This window comes from Agromyces sp. P1_H4 (assembly GCF_056405255.1).
The window spans coordinates 1-11,823 of sequence record NZ_JBFUCL010000085.1 but is presented as its reverse complement, the minus strand read 5'-3'; the positions used below and the strand labels follow the sequence as shown (position 1 = coordinate 11,823).

Sequence of the window (11,823 nt, the reverse complement as noted above, 5' to 3'; positions counted from 1 at the left end):
GAGGCGGAATCCGCGCAGGGCGATGGTCACGGTGAGGTCGCGTGCGGCGTCGATGCGGATCGACTGGGTCGTGCTGCTGGTGCCGGCGGATGCCTCGAGCCGGCGCCTGCTGAGCCGGAACCGCACCTCGACCTCGGCGTCGACGGCGACGCGCCGCGGCATCTCGGCGTGCACGTGCGCCAGGGTGCGCGGCGACGGGGGTTCCTCGGGGGCCGGACCACCGCCGCCGCTGACGACGGGACCGGGAGCCGGTACGGGCCCCGGCGCGGGTGCGGGTGCAGGGCTGGGGACGGACGGTGCGGGCGCGGGGAATGGGATCGACCGCGACAACGGCGGCGGCGCCGCCTCGACCGGGGGCACCGCGGCATCGGGTGCCGGCTCGGCGGCCGCTGCATCCTCAGGCGGCTCGGCGCCGACCGGCGGCGGCCCCGCTTCGGCATCGGCGCGCGCGGCGTCGTACCGTCGGGCCAGCTCCTCGGCCTCGGCCTCGGTCGCGCACTCGACGGCGACGACGAGCCCGACGGCGCCGCCGACGCGGAACGGCAGCGCCACCTCGAGTGCGTCGGGGTCGTCGCCCGTCGGCCGGAACGTGCAGAGCAGGTCGCCGAGCTGCACGAACATCACCACCCGGCGCAGGTCGACCTCGGGATCGAGCACGAGCAGCAGCACGGGTGCGTCGCCGCCGGTGCCCACGAGACCGGCTCGGGCGAGCTCGCGTCCGTCGCTGGGGAGCGCCCAGCCCGCGGCATCCGGTGCGCCCACGATCCGCACGGCGCCACGCGCGCCGATCGCGGCGAGTGCCGGCGTCATCGCCTGGCCCTCCACGCGCGGCATCCGCGCGTTCGCCTGCCCGTGGCGGACATCGCCGCCCCCCTCGCGTGCGTCGTCGCCGCTCGAAACTGAGTGACGCTCGATTCCCTCTGCGCGCAGCATACGACCGCGGGGAACACGCGCACCAGCGTTCGCGCGCTCGTTCAGTGCGGTCCCGGATGCCGCCGAGGGTCCGCACTGAGCGCCGGCGTGGCCCCGACCGCCGACCGCGGTGCACGAGCGGGGGAAATGCCCCGGTGAGCCGCCGGGTACGATAGACCCCCGTGGCTCTCACTATCGGCATCGTCGGCCTGCCCAACGTCGGCAAGTCCACCCTGTTCAACGCGCTCACCAAGAACCAGGTGCTCGCGGCGAACTACCCCTTCGCGACGATCGAACCGAACATCGGCGTGGTGAACCTGCCCGACCCGCGGCTCGAGACGCTCGCCGGCATCTTCAACTCCGAGCGCATCCTGCCCGCCGCCGTGTCGTTCGTCGACATCGCCGGCATCGTGCGCGGCGCGTCCGAGGGCGAGGGCCTCGGCAACAAGTTCCTCGCGAACATCCGCGAGGCCGACGCCATCGCGCAGGTCGTGCGCGGCTTCGAGGACTCCGACGTCGTGCACGTCGAGGGCACCGTCGACCCGAAGTCCGACATGGAGACCATCAACACCGAGCTGATCCTCGCCGACCTCGAGACCCTCGAGCGCGCGATCCCGCGCTTCGAGAAGGAGGTCAAGGGCAAGAAGCTCGACCCGTCGGTGCTGACCGCGGCGAACGAGGCGCTCGAGGTGCTGCAGAAGGGCACGCCGCTCTCCGCGGCATCCGTCGACCTCGAGCCCGTCAGGGAGCTCGGCCTGCTCACCGCGAAGCCCTTCATCTACGTCTTCAACGTCGACGAGGCGGTGCTGACGGACGCCGCGCGCAAGGCCGAGCTCGCCGCGCTCGTCGCCCCCGCCGAGGCCGTCTTCCTCGACGCGAAGATCGAGTCCGAGCTCATCGATCTCGACCCCGCCGACGCCGCGGAGCTGCTCGCCTCGACCGGCCAGGAGGAGTCGGGCCTCGACCAGCTCGCCCGTGTGGGCTTCGACACGCTCGGCCTGCAGACGTACCTCACGGCCGGCCCGAAGGAGTCGCGCGCGTGGACGATCCACAAGGGCTGGAAGGCCCCGCAGGCCGCGGGCGTCATCCACACCGACTTCGAGCGCGGCTTCATCAAGGCCGAGGTCATCTCGTTCGCCGACCTCGTCGCCACCGGCTCCGTCGCCGAGGCCCGCGCCAAGGGCAAGGCCCGCATGGAGGGCAAGGACTACGTCATGCAGGACGGCGACGTCGTGGAGTTCCGCTTCAACGTCTGATGCCGCGCTGACGCCACGTCGTCACGCTTCTCGCTGCGTCAAGTCCCTGCCGGCCGCGCCCGGTGTGTGAGAGATTGCTTCTCACAAGAGAGCGGGTGTCCCGTGGGGCGATTCATCTATGCGAACGTCTCGACGGCCGAAATCGACGATCGGACCCTGGCGCACCTGCAGGTCGTCATCCTGCGGAAGATGGAGCAACGGCAGTCCTTCCCGATGACGCTGAGCGCGCCCGGGCGAACGGTGACGGCGTGGATCTCACCGTCGACGCCACTTGAATTCGTGTACTTCGGCAACCGTCGGCCCAGCCTGAACGAAGCGTGGCTGGTGAAACTGGAGGAAACCGCCAGTTCCGTGCTCGGCTTGACGATCGTGCCCGAGCCCTCCGCGAGGTGAGTCCGCCCGTTCGGCGTCTGCTCCAGCGAGGCTCGGCTGCTCAGCGACCCTGGCGCTTCTTGTACGGCTTCGGCTGGCCCTTCACGATGGGCGCGCGGCCCTTGCCCTTCGAGGCCTTCGCCTTGCCGCCGGCCTTCGCGACGGGCTTCTCGGGGGCAGCGGGCGCCGCGGCGATCTCGTTCCGAGCCTCCTCGAGGAAGAGCACACCGACCTTCGTGAGCTGTGTCTCGCCCTGCCGGGTGAACAACGGCTGCCCGATCTCCGCCTCGAGCTTGTCGATCGACGAGTAGAGCGACGCGAGCGGGATGCCGAGCTTGTCCGCGGCGCGCGGGAAGTGCAGCTCCTCGGCCACGGCGACGAACCGTCGAAGCAGGGTGATGTTCACGCGGAGCCTTCCGTCGGTCGGCGCGAATGCCGGCCCGGCTTCAGGGTACGCGAGTCGACATCATCGTTCGAGCTCGTCGCCGCGGAAGCAGCCGACGACGTGATCGTTCACCACGCCGATCGCCTGCATGAAGGCGTAGGCGCTGGTCGGACCGATGAACACGTATCCCTCCGCCTTCAGGCGCCGGCTCAGCGCCTCCGACTCGGGGGTGTGCGAGGGCACGGCGGCCCCCGGTGACGGGCGCTGGTGCTCGCGCGGTCCGGTGCCAATCGCCAGGTCCGCGAGGGCGAACTCCGACGCCGCCACGACCGCGGCATTGCGGAGGGTCGACCGGATCTTCGCCTCGTTGCGGATGATCCCGGGATCCTGCAGCAGCACGGCGACGTCGGCGTCGTCCATCCGCGCGACCCGCGCCGGATCGAAGTCGTGGAAGGCGGCCCGGAACGCAGCGCGCTTGTGGAACACGGTGAGCCATCCGAGGCCGGCCTGGAAGATCCCGAGGGTGAGCGCCTCGAACACGGCGCTCTCGGTCCCACCCGGCGTGCCCCACTCATGGTCGTGATAGGCGAGGAGGGCCTCGTCGCGCTCATGCGCGGTGGCCCACGCGCACCGGCTGCGCTGGTCCGCGCCCGTCGAGGCGGTGCCGGACGCCCAGTCAGACATGGCCACGCCTGCTCGGCGAACGGGTGTCGGCCGGCTCGGGACGCGGCGCGGCGGCATCCGGAGCCTTGGTGATGGCATTCAATGAGAGCTCCTCTGCATCGATGGCTCGAAGGACGAACTTCACCGCGGTCTCGGGGAACCGGCCCTCGCTCCTGGCGGCGAGGACGGCCTGGCGTTCCTCGGTGATCATCTCGCGCCGAAGCCGCGCGTACGCCGCGAGGAAGGACTCGGATGCCGGAGCGGTCACCGGATGTGCGAGCGAGTCGGAGATGAGGGTGGCGTTCGCCCGGAGCTGCGAGACGACGCGCTCCTCGTCGGCCTCGCCCGTCTCCAGTTCGAGACGGGCGAGTCCTGCCGCGTGCGCCTCGGCCATCAGGGTCTCGCGTTCCATCTGCTCCTGGGCGGCGTTCGGCGGCGGGAGGTGCAGGCGCCGGACGAGCAGGGGGAGCGCCAACCCGCTGACGAGGGTGGCGACGACGATGACGAAGGCGACGAACTGCAGGAACTCCCGGTCTGGTGTCATCTCGGGGAGTAGGAAGACGGCTGCGAGGGTGACGACGCCGCGCACGTTCGCCGCGGCGATGACGACCGCGTTCTTCCACTGCACGTGCTGCCGGCGCAGCCGCCGCGGGCCTCGTCGGAAGAACCAGGCGACGGCGAGCACGAACACGAACCGGGAGACGACGAGCGCCACGAACACCACGCTGCAGATGCCGATGGTCGCCCAGAGGTCAGGGCCGGTCCGGACGGCGCCCTGCAGGATGCTCGCGAGGTTGAGCCCGATGAACAGGAACACGGCGTTCTCGAGGAGGAACTGGATGGTCCGCCAGTTCACCGACTCGGCGATCCGCGCCTCGGCGGACTGCACGACCGGCGACCGGTACCCCAGGTACAACCCCGCGATGACGACGGCGAGCACCCCGGAACCCAGCACGGCCTCCGCGGCGATGAAGGCGAGGTACGGCGTGATGAGGGCGAGGCTCGTGTCGAGGACGGGCGATCGGAGGCGCGAGCGGATGAACGCCATCGTCCAGCCGATCGCCAGGCCGACGGCGACGCCACCGACGACGGCCAGCAGGAACGCCCCAGTGACGAGCAGCGGGCTGAGCAGCATCGTCATCGCGGCGATCGCGGCGTTGAGTGCCACGAGCGCCGCGGCGTCGTTCAAGAGGCTCTCGCCCTCGAGCACGGTGACGACCCGTCGTGGCAGCGCGAGGCGGCCGGTCACGGAGGTGACGGCGACGGTGTCCGTGGGCGCGATGACCGCCGCGAACGCGAACGCGGCGGCGAGCCCGATGGCAGGGAGCAGCAACGACGTCGTGAACCCGACGACGACCACCGTGAAGGCGACCGTCCCGACCGAGAGGATGAGGATGCTGTCACGTCGCCGGCGCACGTCGAGGAACGAGGTCCGCACGGCCTGTGCGAACAGCAGCGGAGGCAGCACGCCGTAGAGCACCAGCTCGGGCTCGACGCGCACGACCGGGACGACGGGGATGAACGACGCGATCCCGCCGACGACGACGAGCACGACGGGCGCCGACCAGTTCAGGCGGCGGGTCAGGCCCGTCACCGAGACCGTCACGACGACGAACGCGACGGTCCAGACGACGGCGCTCACCGGGTTCATCCGCGCGGCGTCCCGTCGGACCATCCGACCGTCACACGGCGGGGGATGTGCTGCGGGCAGTTCCAGTCGAAGGCCACCACCGTGACGACGAATGCCGCCTCCACCGTCGCTCCGGCTTCGGCGGCGTCGGCGAGGCGGGCGACGAGGTCGCCGTCGTCGCTCGCGCCGTCGTCGCCGCCTGCGTGCGCTCGCGCGACCCGCGCCATGCCGAACAGCTTCAACCGGCGGCGGGCGGTATAGTCCACGCCGATCAACGAGACCCGGTCGTCACCGTCGAGGTTGCCGGTGGAGACGTGCTGGAGGTTGCCGCGGTAGTCGGCCCACGCGATGGTGTGCCGATCGAGCACCTGGATGAAGCCCGGCGGGCCGCCCCTGAACTGCACGTACGGCCACCCCGTCTCCCCGACCGTGGCCAGGTAGAAGCCGTCGAGGGCGCCGAGGAATTCGGACTCACGCGGGCCGAGCGGGTCGTGGCCGGATGCCGCGAGCCCGCGTTCGGCGATGCGGGCGTAGAACTCCGCGCTCCCGTAGTCCGACTGCACGCGCCGGACGTCGTCGGTGAAGGCGATGCATCCGTACTGTGCACTCATCCCGGACCCCCGCTCATCCCGCTCCCTCGCTGCTCACCCCGACCCCGCCGCCGGCTCAGTCCACGTGCACGAACGTGGCCAGCGACTGCGTCGGGTCGACGAGGTAGGTCGAGAGCATCATCCCCGTGCCCGGGCCGAGGTCGCGCGCGTTGTGGGCGGTGCCCGGCGGCATCAGGAACGGGTCGCCGGCGTTCAGCAGCAGGGTCGGCGCACCCTCGACGCGCATCTCCACGGTGCCGGCGAGGATATAGCCGATCTCCTCACCCGGGTGGGTGTGCCAGCCGGACTCGACCCCGACCGGGATCTCGGTGAGGACCTGCACGATGTCCCTGCCCGGGATCGACGAGGCCTGGTGCTGCAGTTCGGTGCGCTTCAGCTTGGTCGCCAGCTCGTCGACCGGCTCCGCCTCGCTCATCGCGACTCGCCGACCTTCTCGAGCGCGCGGAGGATGACGTCGGTCACCGGTTCCGGCTGGGAGACCATGATGAGGTGCGAGCCCTCGAGCTCGAGCAGCTCGGCGTTCGCGCGGCGCGCCATGGAGAGCAGCACGTCGGAGCCGGCCGCCTTGTCGCCGGTGGCGACGACGGACCAGGTCGGCAGGTGCTTCCAGGCGGGCCGTCCCGACTTCTCGTCGAACGCCGAGGCGGCGATGGGTCGTTGCGATACCGCGAAGGCGTTCGCCTGCGCCTCGGGGAGGTCGGCCGCGAACACCGCAGAGAACTTCGCGATGTCGACGTACAGCTCGATCGCCGTCTCGTCGCCGACCCCCGTGGGGAACTGCGCCTGGACGAGTGCCGGTCCGAGGGCGCTGTCGCGGGAGGTTCCCTCGGCCTCGCCCAGGGCCTCGTTCTCCTCAGGGGCGAATCCCGACACCAGCACGAGTCCCTTCACGTTCGACGCCTGCGTGGCGGCGTTGGAGATCACCGCACCTCCGTAGGAGTGCCCCACAGCGAGCACCGGGCCGGGGATCTGGGAGATCACGCTCGCGATGTAGTCGGAGTCGGAGCGGAGGCCCCGCATGAGCAGCCCCGGTGCGCGAACGGGAACGCCGGCGGCGAGGAGTCGCTCGATGACGGGGACCCAGCTTCCCGCGTCGGCGAATGCGCCGTGCACGAGCACGACGGTCGTGGGTTCTGATGTGGTGGCCATCTTCGTCTTCCTTCAGTCGGGCAGTGGTGGGTGGAGCGTGGTGGGTGGCTCCGGCGGGGCGCCGGGCACGATGGCGATGCAGTCGATCTGCACCGCGTAGCCGGGCAGTGCGACCCCGACGGTGGTGCGGGCGGGGAGGTGCGCGCCGAACGCTCCGGCGTAGGCCTCGTCGAACTCCGGCAGGGCGTCGAGGTCGGCGAGGAAGACCCCGCACTTGACCACGTCGTCGAGTCGTGCGCCGGCGGATCTCAGGATCGCCGCGAGGTTCTCCAGCACGGCCTGGGTCTGCTCGATGATGGTGCCGCCGACGAGGGTGCCGTCGCGGGTCGGGCTCTGGCCCGACACGAACACGAAGCGCCCCTCCGCCACGACGGCGGCGACCGACACATGCGCGCCGGCACTCGTCCCGACACCCGCCCCGGCCACTCGAGCGACGTCCACCGGCGGGACGCCTACCCGGCCGCCGGTGCGCTCGCGGCGGCGGCCGCTTCGCGGATGAGGGCGACGACGCTCGCGGCCTCGGGCACGCCGACGCTGTGCGAGCCGCCCTGCAGCTCGACGGTGCGGCGCGAGCCTGCGCGTTCCGCCATGAACCGGTGACTGGCGGCCGGGATGTTCCGGTCGTCGGACCCGAAGAGGAACCACGAGGGGATCGATTTCCACGCCGGTGTTCCGGATGCCTCGTTCAGGGCCGCCTCGACGATGGGCCGCTGGGTCACCGCCATGACCGCCGCATCCCGTTCCGACGAGTCGGCGGCGAACTGCGCGCGGTACTTGTCCTGCACGATGTAGAGGTCGTTCCCGCCGTCGGGGAGGGCGACCGCCGTCAGCGTGTCGCCGAGCGTCCCACCCTCGTAGCGTCCCGCGAGCTGTGCGGCGCTCTCTCCCTCGTCGGGCGCGAAGCCCCCGATGTAGACGAGGGACCTGACGGATGGGTTTCCGGTCGCGGCGTTCGTGATGACCGTGCCGCCGTAGGAGTGGCCCACCAGCACGATGTCGCCGGCGACGTCGCGGAGGACGGCTCGGAGGTACTCGGCGTCCGTGCTCACGCCGCGGAGCGGATTGGCGACCGCGATCACGGGGAAGCCGTCGTCGAGCAGCAGCGTGACGACGCCGGCCCAGCTCGAGGACTCCGCGAATGCGCCGTGGACGAGCACCACCGTCGGCCGGCTCGGGGACGGACTCGTGATGCTCATGGAGACTCCTTGCGCTGGCGCCGAACGGGGAAGCCCCCAGCCTCACCGCCGATGCGGCCGGCGTCGAGCCCGCCAGCACCACTCTTCGCATGGGGGCGAGCGTGAAGGCGGACCTCGTCCGGGGCGGGTGACCCGGTCGCGGGGCTGCCGCTCAGGGTGCCGCGAGCGGGAAGGTGGCGACGAGCGTCGTGCCGCGCCCCTTCGGGCTGCGTACCCTGACCGATCCGCCGAGCACCTCGGCGCGGTCGACGAGCCCGGTGAGCCCGGATCCCCGAGCGGGGTCGGCGCCGCCGCGTCCGTCATCGGTGACGGTCACCTCCAGGTGCCCGTCGCGACACCGGAGCTCCACCTCCACCCGGGTGGCGCCGGCGTGCTTGCCGGCGTTGGCGAGCGCTTCCGAGACCACGGAGTACGCGGCGACTTCGACGGGGTCGGCCATCCGGGGGAGCGGCTCGATCCGCAGCTGCGCYGGGACAGGCGATCGACGGGCGAGGGCACGAACCGCGGGGGCGAGTCCGCCCTCCGAGAGGATCGCGGGATGCAGCCCCCTGGACAGTTCACGCAGGTGCTCCAGGGTGTCGGCGAGCTGCGTGGCGACGCCGGCGAGCCGGGCTCGCGAGGACTCGAGGTCGGCCGGCAGGGACTGCTCCACCACGTGCAGGTCCAGCGCGATGCTGACGAGCCGTTGCTGGATGCTGTCGTGCAGGTCGCGCTCGAAGCGTCGACGGGTCCGGTCCGCGGTCTGCACGATTCGCGCCCGTGACGCGACGAGCTCCGATCTCGACTTCATGTTGCCGATCGCGGTGGCGAGGAGTTCCGTGAACTGTCCCATCCGAGCCTCGGTGTCGTCGGGCAGGCGCTCGGGGCCGCTGGTGACGACGACGATCGCTCCCCAGAGCTGGTTCTCGACGATGACCGGGCTCGCCACCGCGCACGTGATCCCCTCGCGTCGACTGAGCTCGGCGAGGCCCCCGACGGCGTAGTCGAAGTCCTCCTGCCGGGCGGGGCGGCGGGTGCGCCAGACCTCCGCCGCGGTGTTGTCGCCCTGGAACGGCAACCGCTGGTCGACGTAGGCGGTCATGTCCGGGGCGCCCCAGGCGGCGAGCACCGTGATCGTCTCGTCGGGCTCGTACCGCAGCATCACCGCACCCTTCGCGTCGAGCAGGACCGCGACCTCGCGGACGATGGTGGCGGAGGTGACGGGCCACTCCTCCCGGGCGACGACCGTGGCCACTCGGCGGAGCGCCGCCTGCTCGTCGGCCAGCGCGCGAAGCGCCTCCCGGGATTCCAGGTTGGCGAGGGCGACCGCTACGAGGTCCGCGAACTTCGCCATGCGCCGGTCCGTGTCCGCGGGGAGCGGCGAGTCACGGACGGAGCCGACGACGAGGGCGCCCCACACCCGTCCGGCGACGAGGATGGGGACTCCCACCGTCGGGAGCCCCGCCTCGAGCGATCCCCAGCGTGCGAGGAACGTGGTGGCGCCGTTCGCCTCATGCCGGAGCATCTCGGCACCCGGGGCGCCGAGGAGCCGGCCCAGCTCCTCCGCGACGGCCGCGAACACCTCGTCGGTCGGCGCCTCGCGGGCGACGAGCTCGGCGACGCGGAGCAGCGCCGCCTGGTCGGCCGCGAGCTCCGTGACGGCGGCCCGGGCGGTGCTGTTCGCCACCGCCGACGTCACGAGCTCGGTGAAGTCCGCCAGCAGGCGTCCCGTCTCGGGGGCGAGCGGCCGATCGCCGGCGGAGTGCACGAGGATCGCGCCCCAGGCGTGGTCCTGGAACGGCACGGGCACGCCGACGGAGGACGTCACTCCGTGCCGATGCCTGGTGATCGACGATGCGGTGTCGTGCACGGCATGCGGGTGGTCCTCCCGGACGGGGGCCCGTGCGCCGAAGAGATTCCGGGCGAGGTCGTCGACCGCGAGCGGCCAGCGGTCCAGGTCGACCATCCGGTCGCGCCGTGCGGCCCACGCGCCGACGACCATGGGACGGTCATGTCCCTCGAACTGCAGGATCTCCAGGAAGTCCGCGCCGACCGAGGCCGCCACATGGCGTGCGACGCTCTCGAGCACGACCACGGCCGGGGTGCCCTGCGCGATGAGGCCCGCGGTGTTCCGAAGGGCAGCCAGCTCGGCGGCGAGCACCTCGCTGTCCTGGGGGACTTGCTTCACCTGGCACCTCGATATGGGCGAACCTGTTGTCTCGAACCCCGTGCACGCTCAGACTGGCACAGATGCCGAGATTCGTTCAGGGGACGTGATGCCGGGAACCCGGGTGATCATCGCGGACGACGACGTCCTCCTCAGGGAAGGACTCGCGAGCCTGCTCACCCATTCGGGGTTCGACGTGGTGGCACAGGCGCCCGACGCCTCCCGGCTCCTCGAGCTCGCGCGGGAGTACCGCCCCGCACTGCTGATCATCGACATCCGGATGCCGCCCACGCACACGCTCGAGGGACTGGTGGCGGCGACTGCGGTACGGGCCGCCGACCCGTTCATCGGCATCGTGGTGCTCTCGTCGTACGTCGAGGTCCAGCACGCGATCGAGCTGCTCGGAAGCGGGCCTCGAATCGGGTACCTGCTCAAGCAGCGGGTCACGATGGTGCAGGAGTTCGTGGCCGCCCTGGAACGGGTCGCCGCAGGGGAATCCGTCATCGACCCCGCGCTCGTGCAGGAGCTCGTGCGCGCCCAGCGGTCGATCGACCCGCTCGGGGAGCTCACGKCTCGCGAGCGCGAGGTGCTCTCCCTCATGGCGCAGGGCCGCTCGAACGTCGGCATCGCCCGCGTCCTGCAGGTCTCGGAGGGCACCGTCGAGAAGCACGTGCACCGCATCCTCGCCAAGCTCGGCCTCGGCGATGACGACGCGTCGGCGCACCGCCGGGTCCTCGCGGTGATCGCGTTCCTCGACGCCGCCTGAGCCCGACCGTGTTCGGGCGCGGTGCTCGCGGCCGCCGAGCTCGGCGGTCGGTCTCGCAAGATTGGCAGGCATTCACGCCGTCCCGCCGCGCGATCGATGCGAGCGTGGACCCATGATCACCATCCACCTGCGCTACGAGATCGACCCCCACAAGCTCTCCGACTTCGAGGAGTACGGCCGGCGATGGATCCACCTCGTGAATCGGCTCGGCGGCACGCACCACGGCTACTTCCTGCCGAGCGAGGGCGACAGCGATGAGGCGTTCGCGCTCTTCACGTTCCCGTCGCTGGCGGAGTACGAGCAGTACCGCACCGCCGCGACGACCGACCCCGAATGCGTGGRGGCCAACCGGTTCGGCGCGGAGACGCGCTGCTTCCGGCGCTACGAGCGGAGGTTCCTGACCCCGATGTTCGACTGAGGCGCTCCACCGCCCGCGCGCGAGGAATTCCGTCGTTCCGTGCAAGACTCGCGGCAGATCCGACACATACCCGGTGTGAGGATCGCCAGCACCGCAGCCGACACCGACGCGACCGAGGGGGTGGCGATGCCCGAGGGCGCCGACCAGCCCGCGACCTCCGACGAGGTCGCCTGGTTCACCGCCGTCGTGCGCGAGCACTCGACGGCCCTCGTCCGCTACTTCGCCCGCCGGGGGCCGCGGCAGGACGCCGAGGACCTCGCGGCCGACGTGTTCGCGACGGCCTGGCGCCGCCGCGCCGACGTGCCACCCGAGGCGGTGC

Annotated in this window: 14 protein-coding genes and 1 pseudogene; 5 read left to right on the top strand and 10 right to left on the bottom strand. The window is 71.5% G+C overall.

Going from position 1 to position 11,823, the window contains the following annotated elements; genetic code table 11:
* Positions 1 to 810, bottom strand: an 810-nt coding sequence (locus tag AC1DY2_RS07600) for a DUF7363 domain-containing protein (RefSeq protein ID WP_476761863.1), incomplete at its 3' end; no start/stop codon positions are given.
* Positions 811 to 1,094: 284 nt separating this feature from the next.
* Here AC1DY2_RS07600 and ychF point away from each other — a divergent pair.
* Positions 1,095 to 2,168, top strand: coding sequence for a redox-regulated ATPase YchF (gene ychF / locus AC1DY2_RS07595; RefSeq protein ID WP_476761862.1), 1,074 nt, complete (start codon positions 1,095 to 1,097; stop codon positions 2,166 to 2,168).
* A gap of 102 nt (positions 2,169 to 2,270) precedes the next feature.
* Positions 2,271 to 2,561 (top strand): DUF7882 family protein, encoded by a 291-nt coding sequence (locus AC1DY2_RS07590; RefSeq protein WP_476761861.1) that lies wholly within the window; start codon positions 2,271 to 2,273, stop codon positions 2,559 to 2,561.
* Positions 2,562 to 2,601: 40 nt separating this feature from the next.
* Here AC1DY2_RS07590 and AC1DY2_RS07585 read toward each other — a convergent pair whose 3' ends face one another.
* The 9 genes from AC1DY2_RS07585 to AC1DY2_RS07545 form a co-directional block, all read right to left on the bottom strand.
* Positions 2,602 to 2,946 (bottom strand): LysR family transcriptional regulator, encoded by a 345-nt coding sequence (locus AC1DY2_RS07585; protein WP_476761860.1) that lies wholly within the window; start codon positions 2,944 to 2,946, stop codon positions 2,602 to 2,604.
* A gap of 60 nt (positions 2,947 to 3,006) precedes the next feature.
* Positions 3,007 to 3,609, bottom strand: coding sequence for a DNA-3-methyladenine glycosylase I (locus AC1DY2_RS07580; protein WP_476761859.1), 603 nt, complete (start codon positions 3,607 to 3,609; stop codon positions 3,007 to 3,009).
* Positions 3,602 to 5,239, bottom strand: a complete 1,638-nt coding sequence (locus AC1DY2_RS07575; protein WP_476761858.1) for a cation:proton antiporter — start codon at positions 5,237 to 5,239, stop codon at positions 3,602 to 3,604. Before AC1DY2_RS07575 ends, AC1DY2_RS07580 begins: the two co-directional genes overlap by 8 nt.
* Entirely contained in the window at positions 5,236 to 5,829 is a 594-nt protein-coding gene (locus AC1DY2_RS07570) for a pyridoxamine 5'-phosphate oxidase family protein (RefSeq protein ID WP_476761857.1), read from the bottom strand. Before AC1DY2_RS07570 ends, AC1DY2_RS07575 begins: the two co-directional genes overlap by 4 nt.
* A gap of 55 nt (positions 5,830 to 5,884) precedes the next feature.
* Positions 5,885 to 6,244 carry a cupin domain-containing protein gene (locus AC1DY2_RS07565; protein WP_476761856.1) on the bottom strand — a complete coding sequence of 120 codons (360 nt, stop codon included), beginning with the start codon at positions 6,242 to 6,244 and terminating at the stop codon, positions 5,885 to 5,887.
* Entirely contained in the window at positions 6,241 to 6,978 is a 738-nt protein-coding gene (locus tag AC1DY2_RS07560) for an alpha/beta fold hydrolase (RefSeq protein ID WP_476761855.1), read from the bottom strand. The genes AC1DY2_RS07565 and AC1DY2_RS07560 overlap by 4 nt, the downstream gene beginning before the upstream one ends.
* 12 nt (positions 6,979 to 6,990) lie before the next feature.
* The gene (locus AC1DY2_RS07555; RefSeq protein ID WP_476761854.1) at positions 6,991 to 7,419 is read right to left on the bottom strand and encodes a RidA family protein; all 429 of its coding nucleotides are present in this window, start codon (positions 7,417 to 7,419) and stop codon (positions 6,991 to 6,993) included.
* 11 nt (positions 7,420 to 7,430) lie between these two features.
* Positions 7,431 to 8,174 carry an alpha/beta fold hydrolase gene (locus AC1DY2_RS07550; protein WP_476761853.1) on the bottom strand — a complete coding sequence of 248 codons (744 nt, stop codon included), beginning with the start codon at positions 8,172 to 8,174 and terminating at the stop codon, positions 7,431 to 7,433.
* Between the two features lie 151 nt (positions 8,175 to 8,325).
* Entirely contained in the window at positions 8,326 to 10,341 is a 2,016-nt protein-coding gene (locus tag AC1DY2_RS07545; RefSeq protein ID WP_476761852.1) for a sensor histidine kinase, read from the bottom strand.
* 88 nt (positions 10,342 to 10,429) lie between these two features.
* Between AC1DY2_RS07545 and AC1DY2_RS07540 the strand changes: the two genes are divergently transcribed.
* From AC1DY2_RS07540 to AC1DY2_RS07530, 3 genes and pseudogenes are all read left to right on the top strand, one after another.
* The gene (locus AC1DY2_RS07540) at positions 10,430 to 11,086 is read left to right on the top strand and encodes a response regulator (RefSeq protein ID WP_476761851.1); all 657 of its coding nucleotides are present in this window, start codon (positions 10,430 to 10,432) and stop codon (positions 11,084 to 11,086) included.
* A gap of 112 nt (positions 11,087 to 11,198) precedes the next feature.
* Positions 11,199 to 11,504: an NIPSNAP family protein gene (locus tag AC1DY2_RS07535; RefSeq protein WP_476761850.1), complete on the top strand. Its 306-nt coding sequence runs from the start codon at positions 11,199 to 11,201 to the stop codon at positions 11,502 to 11,504.
* A 75-nt stretch (positions 11,505 to 11,579) separates the two neighbouring features.
* Positions 11,580 to 11,823, top strand: a pseudogene (locus AC1DY2_RS07530) (RNA polymerase sigma factor); the annotation flags it as partial.